At 56.6% G+C, this 17,197-nt stretch carries 10 protein-coding genes; all 10 read right to left on the bottom strand.

The window, feature by feature from the left end; genetic code table 11:
* Positions 1–203 precede the first annotated feature (203 nt).
* Positions 204–5,810, bottom strand: a complete 5,607-nt coding sequence (locus tag CHM34_RS13320) for a DNRLRE domain-containing protein (protein WP_094265115.1) — start codon at positions 5,808–5,810, stop codon at positions 204–206.
* 139 nt (positions 5,811–5,949) lie between these two features.
* Complete coding sequence (locus CHM34_RS13315) at positions 5,950–8,871, bottom strand: golvesin C-terminal-like domain-containing protein (RefSeq protein ID WP_094265114.1); 2,922 nt, start codon at positions 8,869–8,871, stop codon at positions 5,950–5,952.
* A gap of 22 nt (positions 8,872–8,893) precedes the next feature.
* On the bottom strand, positions 8,894–9,148 hold the full coding sequence (locus CHM34_RS13310; protein WP_094265113.1) for a hypothetical protein: 255 nt from the start codon (positions 9,146–9,148) through the stop codon (positions 8,894–8,896).
* Positions 9,149–9,380: 232 nt separating this feature from the next.
* Complete coding sequence (gene bioB, locus CHM34_RS13305) at positions 9,381–10,388, bottom strand: biotin synthase BioB (protein ID WP_094265112.1); 1,008 nt, start codon at positions 10,386–10,388, stop codon at positions 9,381–9,383.
* Positions 10,389–10,407: 19 nt separating this feature from the next.
* Complete coding sequence (gene bioC, locus CHM34_RS13300) at positions 10,408–11,250, bottom strand: malonyl-ACP O-methyltransferase BioC (protein ID WP_169713729.1); 843 nt, start codon at positions 11,248–11,250, stop codon at positions 10,408–10,410.
* Entirely contained in the window at positions 11,247–11,981 is a 735-nt protein-coding gene (locus CHM34_RS13295) for an alpha/beta fold hydrolase (protein ID WP_094265110.1), read from the bottom strand. Before CHM34_RS13295 ends, bioC begins: the two co-directional genes overlap by 4 nt.
* On the bottom strand, positions 11,971–13,170 hold the full coding sequence (bioF, locus tag CHM34_RS13290) for an 8-amino-7-oxononanoate synthase (protein WP_094265109.1): 1,200 nt from the start codon (positions 13,168–13,170) through the stop codon (positions 11,971–11,973). Before bioF ends, CHM34_RS13295 begins: the two co-directional genes overlap by 11 nt.
* Before the next feature lie 67 nt (positions 13,171–13,237).
* On the bottom strand, positions 13,238–13,951 hold the full coding sequence (gene bioD, locus CHM34_RS13285; protein WP_094265108.1) for a dethiobiotin synthase: 714 nt from the start codon (positions 13,949–13,951) through the stop codon (positions 13,238–13,240).
* Complete coding sequence (bioA, locus tag CHM34_RS13280) at positions 13,948–15,318, bottom strand: adenosylmethionine--8-amino-7-oxononanoate transaminase (RefSeq protein WP_094265107.1); 1,371 nt, start codon at positions 15,316–15,318, stop codon at positions 13,948–13,950. Before bioA ends, bioD begins: the two co-directional genes overlap by 4 nt.
* Positions 15,319–15,486: 168 nt before the next feature.
* The gene (locus CHM34_RS13275; RefSeq protein WP_169713728.1) at positions 15,487–16,893 is read right to left on the bottom strand and encodes a helix-turn-helix domain-containing protein; all 1,407 of its coding nucleotides are present in this window, start codon (positions 16,891–16,893) and stop codon (positions 15,487–15,489) included.
* Positions 16,894–17,197 lie beyond the last annotated feature (304 nt).

The following is a 17,197-nucleotide window of genomic DNA, read 5'->3' as shown; positions in this document are numbered from 1 at the left end:
TTTATTGATATATAAGTTATTAGAGAAATAAATACGAAGATATTTAAAGCAATGAAAATAATCAAATACAATACCAAATATGGAGTATTTTTTCCGAAATTCTTTTTTAACTTCGTGTATAAACCGTTAAACATTTTCCCCTCCATTGTTAATCTTGACCTGTGGATCTGCAGATCCACAGGTCAAGTATTGTTGTGGTTCTCTTAGTATCCATAAAATCTTGGCAAATGCCTTACCCAGTAAGCTGGTCCCCAAAAGTATCTTTTTCTTACACCCCACCAATACCATTCAAACTTGTAGTGTAGGTTTTGATACCAATAATAAGGGATGCTAATTTTCACCCCGTTGGAGCCTGCAACCCAATACCTAAGGTATACTGCTAATCCCGTCACACCAAATCCCACATAACTCCCAACTCTCCGTAGTAGATGTTGTATCCAACCTGCTGCACCAGAAACACCTATTATTTTATCTAAAGTATTATTGGATATATAGTATGTTTCGTACGTAACTTTAATAAATCTCCTAGTATATCCATCGGGATCCACACCCATCACCGGATTGTTTTCCACATACGTATACCGATTCTGACTCAACGGCTCTTCCTCAAACCCTTGGAAACGATCCCGTGTCAAAAACCGTCCTATCTCCGGGTTGTAGTACCGGCTCTGCAGGTAGTAGAACCCGGTCTCCTCGTCATACCGGTACCCTGCATAGCGGTACGGGTTCTCCATATCCCCCGTCTCGTCGACGACGTTCCCGAAGGCGTCGTATTGGTATGTCGCCACTTCCTGACCTTTCTCATCCGTCAACGCGATGACGTCCCCGTGTCCGTTCAGCTGATAATAATACGTCTTCCCATCCCGGGTCATGCTGACAGGCTCGTTGTCAGGACCGTAGGTGTACCGGGCAACGATGTTGTTGTCTTCATCCGTCTCGTAGGTGACGTTCTTGTTCTGGTCATAGTGGTAGCGGATCGTCTTGCCTTCGACGGTCTTCGTCTTCCGCATGCCGTCGGCGCGGTAGGTGTAGGAGGCGAGGGTGCCGCCGCTTTCGTCCTTCACTTCCGTCAGCCGGTTTTCCGCATCGTAGACGTAGGTGCGTCTGCCAGCGTCGGTCAGGTTGCCGTTCTTATCATGAGTGTACGATGTCCCATTGACGTCGGTCAACTGGTCCGCTTCATCATAGGTGTACTCGGTCGTCTCGGTGCTTCCGTCCTGGGTCACTTCCATTGACGTCCGGTTGCCGTTCTGGTCGTATTGGAAGGTGGTGACGGTGCCGTCGGGACGGGTTTCCTTCGTCAGCTGGTCCCGCTCGTTGTACTCGTATTTGGTGGTGCCTTCATCGGTTTCCACGGCGGTTTGGTGGCCTTTGTCGTCATAGGTGTACCGATATTCCCGCAACAGCTCTCCGCCTTCGGTGTAGAGGCTTTTGCGGAGAAGGTCCCCGGCGCCGTTGTACCGGTAGAGGGCGGTGGTGCCGTCTCCGTTTTTGCGGGCGGCGACGCGGTCCGCTTCGTCATAGGTGTAATGGGCTCGATCCTCTCCGTCTTCCTGGATGCGGGTCAGCTGGCTGAGCCGGTTGTAGAGGAATGTCTGGCTGAAGGAATCGCTCCCGGCGGTGATTTCTTGCTTCGTGACTTGATCGTTGCCGTCATAGGAGAATAGCGTCTCGTTGCTGTTTGGCTCGCTCATCTTCTCCAGCCGGTTGTTGCCGTCGTAGGAGAAGGCGGTGGTCTCCCCGTTGGCCTCGTCGGTTTCTTCAGTGACGTTGCCGTTGGGATCGTAGTCGAAGCCGTACCGCTTCTCCCCGTTGTGGTTCACCGCTGTCTGCCGGTCGGCGGCGTTGTATTCATATCCGACCGTGTCGCCGTTAGGCTGACGGATTTCGGTTTGGTTCCCGTTCAGGTCGTAGACGAACCGGGTGGTGTATTCCAAGGGGTCGGTCACCTTCGTCACCTGGTCCCGTTCGTCGTAGGCATAGGTGGTGGTGTGCCCTTCGGCATTGGTCACCTTCGTCTTGTTGCCGTTGGCGTCCCGCTCGTAGGCGGTGGTGTTTCCTTGAGCGTCGGTGACGCCGGTGAGCCGGTCGAGGCCGTCGTAGTCGTACCGGGTGGTGTCTCCGTCCCGGGTCTCTCCGGTGACGTTGCCGACGGAGTCATGGGCTTTTTCCACCCGGCGCCCTTCCGGATCGGTGGTCTGCGTCTCGTAATTACCCTTACTGTCGTAGGCGTGCTGGGTCGTGATTGATTCGGGGATCACTTTGGCGGTATCGAACCAAGCGGTACCCGACTGGTCGCTGTATTCGTAGAAGACTTTCAGGTGGTCGAAGTCTTTGGTGGTTTCAATCTCTGCGGTCCGGTGCTGCCAGTCGTGGGACTCGGTTTTATCGAAGTTGAAGGTGAAGGTTTCCTGTTTGCTCCCGTCCCGGTAGGTCTCCACGATGTAGCCGTAGATGTTGCCCTTCGGGTCCGGGTTTTCCACCTTGGAGAAGCCGGAGACGGTGAAGACGGCCCCCGCTTTCCCGGTCAGGTCGATGTCCTGGCGCAGGGTTTTCCATTGATCCGCGCTTCCGATCAGCTGGACGGACTGTTGTCCGGCGTGGGACTCATCCACCAGTTTGTCATCTTCCTCGATATCCCCCGCCAGGTACCAGCGGTCGGGGATGTCGTCGACGGGGTCGTCGTTTCGTTCCATCTCCCCGTTTTCCACCAGGTTGTAGGCGCCGAAGTGATCGGCTTCCACCTGCAGGCCGTCAAAGGTGTAGGTGCCGCTGTAGTCGCCGTTCTGTCCGACGACATAGGCGCGGATGCGGAATTTCGTGGTTTCCTCGGGGAAGGCCTCCGGTTCCACGACGGCGTGGAGCCGTTCGGGGCCTTCGGTGCCGCTCAGTTCGTCCCCGTAGATCCGCTTGGTGATGTTGCCGTCGGCGTCATAGCCCACGGCCTGAATCCCGGCTTTGCCTTTCGCATTCTCCGTCTGCACGTAGCCGCTGGCGAAGTAGGCTTGGTCCGAGTTGTAGGGGATGAACTTGCTGCCGCCGATCAGCGTTGTCTCTCCCGGATCGGTGATCCGCAGGCTCTTTGTCCCCAGGGTGAGGCCGTTCACGGCGAGACCGCTGTCGGCCCAGGTGACGGCATCCTTGGAGGGATAAGCATACCAGTGGTCGGGCCAGTTATTGTCGTTGCGGTCGTATTCCAACCCGCCGTTGCGCGCCTGGTTGTCTCCGGGGCTCATGGGCGTGGTAGACCGGGTGACGTTGCCGTAGTCGTCGTGTTTTTCCGCCGAGGACTTGGTCGCCGCGTCGGTACTGGAGGTCGGGTTGTTTTCCTGGTCGTATTCATGGGTGGTGGTGTGGCCTTCCGGGTCGGTCTCTTCGGTTTTATTGTTATTTTCGTCGTACTCCGACGTGGAGGTCTCCCCCTCGGGCTGGGTCACTCTCGTCAGGTTGCCGTTGTCGTCATATTCGTAATCATAGGTGGCATCCCGGTTCTCCGCATTGGCGTTGGCATCCTTCTGTCCGATCAGTTGGTTTTGGTCATCATATTCGAAGGTTTGCTTATAGTTAAGCCCGTTGGGATCCTGGGTCTGCTGGATCACGTTGCCGTAAGCATTGTGTTGGTAGAGGGTGTCGGTTCCCTTCGGGTCGGTCACCCGGGTCAGCCGGTTGGTGGTGTCATAGTTCAGCCGGGTGGTCGCGGTCTGACTTTCTCCGTCGACGGTGACCGGCTGGGAAACTTCCTCCACCCGTCCTTCATCGTCGTAAGTGACGGTCCGCTGGTTCCCGTTGGGATCGGTGACGGAGGTGATACGGGATTGGCTGTCGTAGCCGTAGGCGAACGACGCCAGAGTGTCTCCATCCGCATCTTTTTTCGACACCTGGGTCAAATGGCCGTCAGTGTCATACGCGTATTCCACGGTGCGGTCCGCCGGGTCGGTCACTTGGGCGACGCGGCCGTCCTCGTTGTACTCCAGGGTGACTTCCCGGTCGGAAGCATCGACAATGACGGACGGTTTTCCGTCGGTATACTGGAGGACAGTTTGGTTGCCCTTATCGTCGGTGAGAGCGGTCAACCGGCCGGCAGGATCAAAGGTAAGCACCGTCTGATCCTGGCGCTTCAGCGCATAGGTCCCGTCCTTTTTCTTGGAAAGTTCCAGGTAGATGCCTCCCGGCGCCTCATAGGTGCCGTCCCCGTTCGGGGTGAAGGTGTGAGGCGTGCCGTCGGCATCGGTGTAAAGCACCGGGCCGTCCCCGCTGTCGGAAAGTGACTGCTCCAGATTGGAGGTCCACTTGGGGCCGAAGATCCCTTCCCCGTCGGAGCGGCTGTTGTAGGCGCGAAGGATTTTCGCCAACTCGCCCCGCCCGGCCATCTCCACATCGGGATCGGAACATTCGCAGAGGAAGAAGTTGCCGTTGAAGGTGTTGACGTTGGACCCTGCCGCTGTGGTCCAGAAGCTCTCCTTCCCGATCGGTTCGATCTCGTATTCGATGGTCAGCTTCGGCTTTTCCTCCGGATCGGTGGCATAGTCGCTGGAGCGGTAGGATTTGCGGTCATTCTCCTCGTTTTCCAGCCGGAGTTCGACGCCGTAGTTGGCGGTTTCTCCGCGGTACCATTCCCGGGCCTGATCCGTCAGGTCGAAGGTGTAGGCATCCGGGCCGGAAACATCCGTGTCGTCCAGTACCTCACCCACTTCGGGCTGGTTGTTCCAGGTGGCCTCCATCGAATCCCAGTCTTCGGTGATCGAGTGGAGATTCACCGTCTCCGTGTGGCCGTTGTCCAGCACCTGCTGCATCCGCAGTCGGGCGGAGGTGATTTTCGCCCCGCTCAGGACGGGCTTCAGGTCAAACCGGAGCAGGGACCGGCTGATCCCGTGATCCGGGTTGTTGCCGGTGGTGAGAAAGGTGCGGCTGCCGAAGTTGGTGTCCGCATCAGTTTCGGACCCGCCGTCCCCGACAAAGGTGTCAAAGGTCTCCCCGACGCCTTGGATCGACAGGGAGGGGTCGATCCTCACCGGATAGGCCCGGTCCGGATCCTTCAGCCAATCTTCGTCCGCTTTCAGGTCGAGATGGGTTTTCCCTTTCTCCTCGCGAATCTCCAATTCCACCTCATCGGAGGAGCGCAGGTTCTCATCCACCATAAACGGACGAGGCACGGAAAACCGGGTGTTTCCGTCAGCATCTACAAAGTCCACGGAGCCGTCCTTTTGTTTTTTCGGGGTGACTCCGCGGGTGTTGAGGGTCATGGAAAAGGTGTGCTTCCCTTGGTATTTCTTCAACACCCACTCTTCTTTGATCCCGGTGTGATCCGCGTAATAGACCAGGTCCGTCTCCGGGTACACCTCCGGATAGGTCACCCGGTTTTCGTCGATGTCCGGTTTCACGGCATCCGGCTGGCCGCTCAAGCCGAAATCGACGAAGGTTTTGCCCAGTTGAAAGCGAACCAGCTTGTTGGCCCGACTGCTGGGGGCGAAGCCGACCCGGTAACGGTTGGCTCCGTTTATGTAGGTGAGATTTTTACCCAGGGCTTGGCCTTTTTTCGCCTTTTTCACCCGGTTGTCGATCGTTTTCCATTGTCCCTGGGATCGGAAATGGATCGGTTCCAGGTATGCTTCCAGGCGGTATTGTTTTTTAACGGGATCCACAAAGGTTTTACTGTGGGCCGTCCGAAGATGGGTCAGTTCTTTGGGTTTCGGTTGGTTTTTCTCCATCGCATACGCTCGGGAGTAGTCGGGCAGGACCGCGGCTCCCGCCATGGCGACGATGGCGATACAGGAGATCCAGATCAGCGTTTTTCTCCACTTGTAAGACATCGCTCTCTCCTTTCCGGTTTTTGGGCAACAACAAAGGAGGCCGCAATGGCCTCCTTTGTTATTCCTCTATTTACACCATTCGATAGATTTCGTTAAATCCCTTCTGAAGTCCTGATTTTTGTAGGTCGAAAGGATTATTTTATTCTTTGACCAACCGGACGGCATCCGCCACCACGATTCCATCGGCATCATCGGAAAGGACCACTTTTCCCTTGCCTTGGTCAAAGGTGTAGGTCCCGACGGAAACCCACCGACTCCCGTTGGAACGCTGGTCCACGTTCTGGGTCGTCGACCCGTCCCGGTGATGGATGGTGTAAGGGGCGTCGGTGGCCCGGTCCGTATGGGAGAGATACTTCACATACACTTTATACGAGCCGCTTTCGGGGATGTCGAAGTTCCAGGTGAAGGTATGACTTCCATCCCCTTTATAGTCGTATTGGTAGTCGACCCCGTTGTAGCCGGAGACATTGTTGGATGGTTTCCAGGCCCCATCCGCTTCACTGCTGTCATCGGCGTTATCGGCGGTGACGGTCACCGGGGCCGGTTCCAGCTTCACTGCGTCGGCCACAACAATGCCGTCGGCATCGTCGGAGAGAACCACCTTATTGCCGGTTCCTTCGTCAAAGCGGAAGGTACCCAGCTCCACCCATTCACCGCTGTTTTTTTGCTGGTTGATCCGCTGAACGGTCTCGCCCTCCCCGTGATGGACGGTATAGGGAGCGTCGGTGGCCCGGTCGGTATGGGAGAGGTGCTTGGCGTACACTTTGTAGTACCCAGTCTCGGGGATATCCAGGTTCCAGGTGAAGGTGTGGCTGCCGTCCCCTTTATAATCGTACTGGTAATTGGAGCCGTAGTAACCGGAAACGTTGTTGGAATCTTTCCAAGCACCCACCCCTTCGTTGTCGGAGCGGGCATTGTCGCTGATCACCACGCCGGATTCCCGTTCGAACCGGACGGCGTCGGCGATCACGTACCCGTCAGCGTCATCGGTGAGGGTCACCTTGCCGGGGCTTCCCTTTTCAAAGTGGAAAGAACCCAGATCCACCCATTCACCTCCGTTTGTTCGCTGGTCGATCCGCTGAGTGGTTTGGCCGTCTGCGTACTCGACGGTGTAAGGAGCGTCGCTGGCCCGGTCGGAGGCCGCCGTGTAATGAACAGATACCCGGTAGACGCCGGTTTCCGGCGGATCAAAGTTCCAGGTAAAGGTGTCATCGCCGGAACCTGCGGCGTTGGGCTGGTAGTTATCCCCGTAATAGCCGCTTACGTTGGTGGAAGTGGGCCAGTTCCCCGCAGAGGAGATGGAACCGGAATCGGCGTTGTCGATGATCGAAATTTCGGGTTCAGGAGAGGGGTCTTCGCTCTCCACCTTTTCCAGCCGGACGCCGTCGGCGATGACATATCCGTCGGCATCATCCGTCTGGACGATCCGGTTGGAACCGGCATCGAAGGAGTACGTACCCAGCTCTATCCAGGTACTGCCGTTTTCCTGCTGGTTCACTTTTTTCGTGACCGGACCGTCTTGAGTATGAATCTCATAGGGGGCATCCGTCGCCCGATCGAAAGCCGCAGTATAGTAAACCGAAACCCGATATTCCCCGGTCTCGGGAAGATCGAAGTTCCAGGTGAAAGTATCCGCCCCCGAGCCGCTGTCATTCGCCTGGTAGTTGGATCCGTAGTAGCCGGAGACATTGGTGGACTTTACCCAATTTCCCTCGGCTTGATTGGCCGGGTCGGTGTTATCCACTGTCACGATCCCCTGCTCCCCTTCCAACTGGGCGGCCACGTCCCGGCGGATGTTGTCCAGGTCACTGTGGGTGAACTGACCGGGACAGGCGGTGCTGGCCCGGGGAAAGTCCTGGTGGCCCTGCAGTGTAGGAACGTCTTCATCCCTTTCGGGAACATTGGGATCGTCATACTCGTAGTCCCGGATGTAATCCGCTTTCCCCTGGGGATCGATCGTGTGCAGGTCCGCCTGGTAAGCCAAAAGATCGACCAGGGATTCCCGCATGTGACCCGGCAGCTGTGATTCCTCGAAATCCCCCATCAGGGAAACTCCGAAGGCCCCATGATTGAAACTGTAGGTATGGGCTCCGACTACGCCGGGGGTTAATACGTCGTTGTCCTTTCCTTTTCGTCCTTCATAAACCTTGCCGTCATAGCCGATGATGGCATTGTAACCGATATCGCCCCAGCCCCGCGTCTTGGCGTGGTAATAGTAAATACTCCGCATCCGCTCTGCGGGGCTGATACCGTTTTCCTCATCATCGTTGGGGGTTTCCGTGTGATGGACGGACAGGTGGGTGACTTCGTCGGCGTACTCCCTCGGCCAGTCCTCCGATCCGTCATCTTTGTAACGGAGAGATTCGTCCGCACCCCACTCCTCCCGGCTGACCACATCCGGTCGCTCCACAGACGCTTTCGCCGTTTGTGCCATCCACCGGGCAAAGGATACTTGCTGCTCCTTCGCGTCAGCGGCAGAAGCGTCCTCTTTGGAGTTGAGGGCGGTCAGCTTCAGGTCGGACAGGCGGGGGGTCTTCCCTTGATGCGATTCCATCTCGACCTTGTATTGCATGTACCGACCGCTTTGGAACAAGAGATCGCCGAAGGTTTCTTCATTTTTCATATGATCCGGTCCTTGGGCATGTCCCACATGGATCTCCCGCCAATCGGACCAATCGTCTCCATCCTTGGATGTGCGCAAGAACAGCCGGGTCGCTTCTTCCTCATGCCGGTGTTCCGCCTTCCCGGAAGTTTGATCCATCCAGTGAACCCCCACGGCAGTAAAATCGATGTCCGACCGGATCGCCGGCGAGATGTATTCCCCTTCTTTCTGTGATCCCTGGAGGGTCAGAATCCCTTTCTTCCCCCGGGGTTCGATTTCCATGTTTTTGGTTTTTCCCTCAGCGAAATCCCCGGGCGTCCGGTGATGGATTTCATCGGTCTTCGTTTTCACTGCTTGCGGCTGGGCGGTGGAGTCCGGAAACACCGGGACGAACAAGAGAGACAAAAAAGTCAGGCCGCCGACGATTCCCATCCCCCACAACTGCTTGGAAGTAAACATACAGAACCCCTTTCATCCATTTTTACTGCGGCGAGTCCATGGGAGGTTCTTCTTCCATGGGTGGCATATCCTCCATATCTTCCATCCCTTCAGGCATTTCCGGCATTTCCATCTCTTTAGCATTCTCTTTTACTTTTGATGGAACCTTGATTTCTTCCACCTCACCCTTCACTTTGGTGGTCAGGTCCTCTTTCAAGTTGATCTTCATCCCGTCGACTGTCAGTTCCGCATCCACTTTTTGCTCCAGCTTTTTCGGCACTGTTTGCTCATGAAGCATTCTCTCCTTTCTTAAAAATGGCATCATACACCCTACCATACTTAACAATAAGAGTCTACGTTTTGAGATTAATCATACGATTTAAATATTTACGGGCATAAAACCGGATTCTTTGTTTTCCATGAAAAAACCCCCTCAAGAGGGATAGATCACGATTCCCGTCATGGGGGGAGTGGATTTTCCGGAGACTCAACCTTCACATGATCAATCAGGACTGTTGATTATCCAATCATCAGGTATTAGCGCACTCTTCGATCACAAATCCCAAATCCCGGATCAACCGGTGATCCTCTTGGGCCACTTGCCCTTCTGTGGTCAAATAGTCGCCGACGAAGAGAGCGTTGGCCGGATAGAGAGCCAGGGGTTGAAGCGTTCCCAGTTGGATCTCCCGTCCCCCGGAGACACGAATCTCTTTGGTCGGACAGATGAACCGGAACAAAGCCAACACCTTCAGACAGCGGCGCGGATCCAGCTCATCCATCCCTTCCAGGGGAGTCCCCGGAATGGCGTGCAGAAAGTTGACCGGGATGGAGTCGGCATCCAGGTCCCTTAATTCATACGCGATATCTACAATCTGTTCATCGGTTTCACCCATGCCGACGATACAGCCGGAACAAGGGGAGATTCCCGCTTTTTTCGCCGCTTTGACTGTGCGCACCCGGTCTTCATAGGTGTGGGATGTTGTAATGTTGGCATGATGGTCGGCGCTGGTGTTCAGGTTGTGGTTATATCGGTCCACCCCGGCTTCCTTCAGCCGGTTCGCCTGCTGATCGGTGAGAATGCCCAGACAGGCGCAGATTTTCATGTTCATCTCCTGTTTGATCTCCCGGACAGCGGCGACCACTTCCTCCACCTCCCGGTTGCTGGGACCCCTTCCGCTGGCGACGATACAATAGGTTCCGGCTTTTCGTTCCGACGCTTCCCGGGCTCCCGCCACCAACACGTCCTTTTCCAGGAACGAATACTTTTCGATGGGAGCTTGGGAAACGATCGACTGGGAACAGTAACCGCAGTTTTCGGGGCAGAGACCGCTTTTGGCGTTAACGATCATGTTCAGCTTCACTTTTTTTCCGAACGTATGCCGGCGGACGCGAAAAGCCGCATGGAGCAGGGACAGAAGTTCGTCGTCCTCCGATTGCAGCACTGACACCCCTTCTTCCCGGGACAACCGTTCCCCCGACAGGGCTTTATCCGCCAGCCGCTCCCAGCGGTTAGCCGCTGTTTTTATCGTTTGGACCATCTCTTTTCTCCTCCCTATTTCATCTCTTCCTCGATGACACCGACCGGCCGGCAGGGCGTCCGGACAGTTGTATCGGCTGGTAGGTGGCGACGACGCGGTTTCCCATCCGATATTCCCGATCGTACCGGTGGATCACCTCTTGGAGCAGCTTCCGCTGCAGTCCCGCCGAACGGCCGACAGGCGGGCTGTAACCGGCGCCGATCCGCTGAACGGAACGTAAAAAATCGAGACAGCTTTCATACAGGACCTCCTCCCGCCAAGCCAGAGCTTGTATGTCGGTGAATCCGGCGGCACGGAAAAGGCTCTCCCACTCCTCCGGAGAACGGAGGGAAAGCCCGTGGTGAGAGACACGGAGCCGGTGCTTCTCCTCCACCGACCGATAAACGGTGTGTAGCTCCCGGAATGTATCCGGGCCAAAGGTGGAACAGACCAACCAACCCTCCGGTTTTAGCGAACGTTTCCACTTTTCTACCGTTTGTTCTGGTGCGATAAACCACTGCATCGCCGCATTGGATACGATGACATCGTAAGCCTGTTCCGGCTCGTCCATATCCTCGGCATCCCCTTGAACCCACCGGATCCAGGGGTTTCCCCGGGTCCGCTTCTGTGCCGCTTCCACCATCTCCGGAGCCAAATCGACGGCTGTCAGGCGGGCTTCAGGGTATTGTGCCAAGAGTTGTTCCGTCAGATATCCGGTGCCGCACCCGATCTCCAAAATCTCTGAAGCCTCGGGTTTCCGTTGCTTCAGGGTGCCGGCGATCCGCCGGGCCATCCGCTTTTGAACGACAGCATGTTGGTCGTAGCTGTGGGCATGCCGGTTAAACCGACGAGCCACCCTGTTCTTATCCAGTTCCGGATTCAAGATTCGATCCGCTCCTTCAACCACTGATGAAACCGCTCCGGTTGGGTCCAAAAGGGCAAATGGCCCGCCTTTTCCCAGATCGTCAGCCGACCCTCCGGTAACCGCTCAGCCAGGAGATCCGCCCCCTGAAGAGGAGCGATCACATCCTCCCCTCCGTGGAGGAGATGCACCGGTACACGGAGCCGGGAGACCTCTTTCACAATGGAAAAACGGCGAAGATACTCCAAGCCCGCTGACAGGTCTCCGACATTCATCATTCTTGGACGTCCCTCCCGCCGCCATTGTTCAAACCAGCCGTCCACACACTCCCATCGACTAAACATCCGCCGGTCAAAAGCGGCCAACACTTTCGGAAGGTCCGATACCAACCGGCGCCGCATCTGTACCAACACCCGGTCCCGCCACCCTGCGGGGTAATCCCGGGAATACCGGAACTGCGGAGCGGCCCCCGCCAGATAAAGGCCCCGAATTCCCTCGGGCCTTGACAGAGCCGCCTCCAGGGCCGCCATCGCCCCCATCGACCAGCCGAGAATATAAACGGGGATTCCGGAAAGCCGGTGTAACGCTTTCCATACGATCTCCCGGACGGACTCCGGGCGATCGAGGGAAGTCCAATTCACCGTCAGATGCCAATCCCCCGGAGCGTTCCACCGCCTTCGTTCCGCCGACCATACACCGGAATCGGCTCCCCACCCCGGAATCCACAAAAATGCGCGCCTTTCACTGCCCATTTGGTTTCACCCCCGTTTCTTCCGCCGTCTGTTCAATCACCGAGAGCGCCTGTTCCAGGTCCTCATCCCGGTGGTTGGCCATCAGGGAAAATCGCAGTCTCCCGGTTCCTTCCGGCACTGTCGGCGGGCGAATGGCGACCGCCAGCACCCCCTGATCCTCCAGGGCCCGACTGAAAGCGAGGGTGCGTGTATTATCCCCGGTGATCACGGGAATGATCGGGGTGGTGGAATCCGCCGTATCCAGACCCATCCGCCGCAACTCCCGGCGAAACCTGTCTCCTTTGGCCTTCAGAGCCCGTCGCCGATCATCCGACCGGGAAACGATATCCAGAGCGGCGTCGACAGCTCCCACCACCGTCGGGGGCAGAGCTGTCGTATAAATGAAAGGGCGGCAGGCGTTCACCAAGTAACGAATCCAGTCCCGGCGGCCTGCCACATAGGCTCCATAGGCACCAAAGGCTTTGCTGAAGGTACCCACATGCAGGTCGACCTGCTCCGCCACCCCTGCATCAGCCGCATACCCTTCTCCCCGATGGCCGTACACCCCTGTCCCGTGGGCTTCATCCACTATCAGCGCCGCCCCGTACCGTTCCTTCAACCGAACCAACTCCCGCATCGGAGCGGTATCTCCATCCATGCTGAACACGGTGTCAGTCACGATCATTCGGCGCCGATGATTTTTCCGCAGGGATTTTTTCAACCCGGATTCCAGGTGATCCATGTCCCGGTGCCGATAGCGGTAACTTTCCGCCCGGCTCAACCGGATTCCGTCGATGATGCTGGCATGATTGTACCGGTCGCTGAACACAGCGTCTCCCCTTTGCAGCAGAGCAGAGAGAACTCCTATGTTGGCCATATAGCCGCTCCCGAGGAGCAAGGCGGACTCCGTCCCTTTCCATGCGGCCACTTTTGCCTCCAACGCTTCGATTCGGGAATCATGACCGACGATTAGGCGGGAAGCGGTCGATCCGTTGCCCGAAAGGCAGGATTGCCTCGCCGCCTCCTTAATCCGAGGATGGTCCGCCAAGCCCAGATAATTGTTGGAGGAACAATTGAGCAATCGTTTTCCTCCCCGCTGTACAACAGGAACTTGAGCGCCCTCCGTTGCCTGGAGCTTGCGAAGCCGGTCCTCCCGGTCCCATGTTTCCAGTTGCTCTCTGAGGGAACGATCCCAAGCGCTTCCGCTCACCGTATCCCCTCCCGCGATTTCCCTGCGACCCGGCTCGTGCCAGGCTCCGAAGACTTCTTACCGCTCTTCATCCTATCTCCGCCCCGACTGCTTCCAACAACCGCCGCCGGTCGATATGTTCTTCCATCGTTTTTTGCAATGTATCCGCCGAGATCTCCCGGATCCAAGGGAGGCGCCCGAGAATATCGACTCCACCGAAGGACCGGATCAACTCCGGGTTGTGTTGCAGACTGGGATCTTCCTCGTCCGGTCGGTACCCGTTCAACACCACCCCCGCCAGCTCGAGACCGTAACGGCGGGCCGCCATCGCCGTCAAAACCGTATGGTTGACAGTCCCCAGATTCGGCCGGGCCACGATCAGCAGCGGAAAACCGATCAGCCGGGCAAAATCGGCGATGGTAAACCCTTCACCCAAAGGAGTCATCAGTCCGCCGGCTCCTTCCACCAGCACGATCCGGTCCTCCGGGATTTCGCCGATCTCCTCCGCCAGCTTTTTCGCATCGAAGGTCTCTCCTTCCATTCGGGCGGCCATCCAAGGGGAGACCGGCTGTTGAAAAGCGCGAAAAACAATCCGATTCACGGGTTCAGCAAGGCGGGCCCACTGCTTCAACCGCATCGCATCTCCTTCAGGATCCTCTGCCGAGTGGCCGCTCTGGACCGGCTTCACCACTTGCACGCGTTGACCGCAGGACTGGAACAGCGCCGCCAAACCGGCTGTCACCACTGTTTTTCCCACCTCGGTATCCGTAGCTGTGACAAACAGGCCGCGACGGCGCTTCACTTCTCCGTCACATCCCGGATCGCGCTGTGCAGAATCTGCACCATTTCCGACAGCTCCTGTTTACCGACGCACAGCGGAGGCAGGAACGTGATCACATCCCCCAGGGGACGGGTGATCAACCCCCGTTCCTTGGCCCGCTGACAGACCCGGAAACCGACCCGTTCCTCTGCCGGATAAGCCTCCCGGGTCTCCCGATTCCGCACCAGTTCCACCCCCGCCATCAACCCCAGACTGCGCACCTCGCCCACGTGCTCCAGGCAACGCAGAGGCTCAAACGCTCGGTCCAAAGCTTCTCCGCTCTCCCGGATGCGTTGAATCAGTCCGTCCCGTTCAAATAAATCCAGATTGGCCAGGGCGGCGGCACATCCCAACTGATTTCCCGTATACGAGTGTCCGTGGAAAAAAGTTTTCATCTCCTCGTAATCCCCGTAAAAAGCCTCATAGATGGCATCCGTCGCCAACGTCGCCGCCACTGGCAGATAACCTCCCGTGATCCCCTTGGCCGCAGTCAAGAGATCCGGCTGAACCTGTTCGTGGTCACAGGCGAACATCTCACCGGTTCGACCGAAACCGGTCGCCACCTCATCCGCCAATAACAGAACCTCGTATTCCCGGCATAAACGCTCCACTTCCTTCAAAAAGCCCGGGGGCATGACCACCATCCCGCCGGCCCCCTGAATCATCGGCTCCAGGATTAATCCGGCGATTTGCTCCCCTTTCTCCTCCAGTTTTTGCCTCAATTCCTCCAGCGACGCCTGGGCACATGCTTCAGGACTCCCGGGATATCGGTAAGGATAAGGATAGCCCACCTTTTCCGTCGGAAACAGCAAAGCATCGTAAGCCGCGTGAAACCGATCGATCCCTCCGACACTGACCGCTCCCACCGTATCGCCGTGGTAAGCGCTTTTCATACTCAAAAACATCCTTTTTTTCGGCCGCCCGATCCGTTTCCAATACAGAAAGGCCATTTTGATGGCTACTTCCACCGCCTCCGCTCCACTGTCGGAATAAAAGACCTTATTCAATCCCGGAGGCGTGATCTCCACCAACCTCTCCGCCAGCCGAATCGCCGGAACATTGGCCATTCCCAACAGGGTGGAATGAGCGATCCGGTCCAACTGCCGAATAATCGCCTCGTTTAATTCCCGGCGGTTATGACCGTGAACGTTCAGCCAGACGGAGGCGTTACCGTCATAGTAGGTCCGTCCCTTGACATCCGTCAGAGTGACCCCGTCTCCCCGTTCCACGATCACCGGTTCATGAACGAAATAGTCCTTCATCTGGGTAAAGGGATTCCACAGATAACGGCGGTTTTTCTCTAACCATTCCTCATAGACCGAAGCTTTTGACACCGTTTCCTTTTCCAACCCGTCTTCCTCCCTTCTTATGTCAACCTATATATAATATTGGTTTACGTTTAACGCCGTGAGTATATCACGAGGTTGAAAGCCTCGTCAAAACAAAACCCCTCAAAGCCCAAAAAAAGCGATGGCCTACCGTGGGTTACGGCAGACCATCGCCTGGGAAAATCCAGTTTATTGCTTTTTGATATGAATCGTCTTGGTGGAGTCGATTTCCTGTTCGTTGATTGTCACCGTCGCGTTCTGCGGAGAGGCGATCGTGATCCAGACATCGGTTTTTTGATCCTTCGGGTGTTTATATGAGAAATCTTCTCCGGGTTTTAAGGTGATATCCTTCAGCACACCGCTCCCCACTTTTTGGTTTTCCCTGATCTGAACCCAACTCTCGTCATTCATCTTCAATTTGATATCAACAGCGTCGGGTTCACTCAGTTCGTATTCACCCAGCTCAGCGGTTCGATTGACGGAGATCAAGCGGGCATATCCGCCGCCCTGGTCCTCTTCCGTTGAAGCGGTCTCGACGGAATCCGACCGGTCACCCGTCTTCTCGGTGGAAGGTGTATCCTCATCATCCATCAAGGAGATCCCGGCCCAAACCGTCATCGGGACCAGAACGATGACAGCTGCGACAGCGAAACGAGCCAAGCGGGTTTTGGGGAAGCGGATCAGCCACTTCCCTGCCCCCCGCATTTTGGAGGATCGGGATGAGCTAGCACTTCTCCGGTAACGAGCCCGGGAAGGGGTCCCATCTCCGTCGTATGTCTCCACATCCGTAATCACTTTTCGGCGGCGGCTGAGTTCCTGGGGCGGGTTCGACTGGGCCGGCTGGTACAGTTGTAATTCCCCGCCGCTGGAGGTGGATGAATCATTCGAAGAACCCGGCTCCTCGTCCGCCTTTTTGGTCAAAGCCGGCAATTTCAGCGTATCGGACAACTTCGACAACTTTGTGGAATGGGTGCGCGACCGGGAAGGCAGATCCCCTTCGCCGTAATCAGGAGAACCGTTCGCCGCATTCGGGGCATCGCCCGGAGAAGGGCTCTCCGGAGGAACCGTTGTCCTCCCTCTCCCGGATGAACGGTTGTATGTCTGATAGGGGTCATAATCGCCGGTGGAAGTGACGGAATGCGGGCCCGTCGAGGAGGAAGGATCTCCAACCCCTTTCTGCCGGTAGTCGTCGGTCGTGCGAAAGCTCCCCGACATCCTCCGCATATCCATCCGGGTCGTCGCATAAGGGTCATAGGGTCCCGAATCCCGTCCGCTGCCTCCGCCGTTCTGAGGGAGCGGCGGGCTCTGTACAGACGGCATTCCGGTCTGGGTACCGACAGTAGGAAAACTTCCCGTCCCGCCCTCCTGAATCGGGCGGTAGTGCTTCAACAAGTAGGTGGGTTCCAAACCGACCGCCTTAGCATAGGTGCGAATATAAGAGCGAACATAAAAAGGGCTGGAAATCTTATTGAAATCTCCGGTCTCCAAAGCTTGAAGAGAAACTTTATCCACCTGAGTCTTGTCCTGTAACTCGTCGAGGGAAAGTCCCAAGGACTCTCTGGCTTGTCTGAGTCGGCTTCCGATTTCAGCCCACACACAGACCACCTCCGCAGAATGGATTCACATTGAACCAGTCATCGTCGTTGGATCCCGAAGATTTCCTCTTCGCGATGGATGGAAGGTATCCATCCGTTCTCCGCCGCCGTTCATCCCTTCCCCCCTCACCGGAGGCAGTGCGTCGGCAGATTGATCCGTGATAGATCGTCGTAAAAAAGGATGAAGTATGTTGATGAACCGTATGTATCCGATCGGTTGAAAATAAAAAATAGGGACAGCGCGTCCATCCGCTACGGACGGGAGTTCTTTCATCACAGAACTCCCTTCGGTCGCGGCAGGACGG

Origin of the sequence: Paludifilum halophilum, assembly GCF_002245355.1 — a bacterium.
In the GTDB taxonomy this organism is placed as follows: Bacteria; Bacillota; Bacilli; order Thermoactinomycetales; family DSM-45169; genus Paludifilum; species Paludifilum halophilum.
The sequence above is the reverse complement of the archived record's forward strand: the minus strand, read 5'-3'. Positions and strand labels throughout refer to the sequence as shown.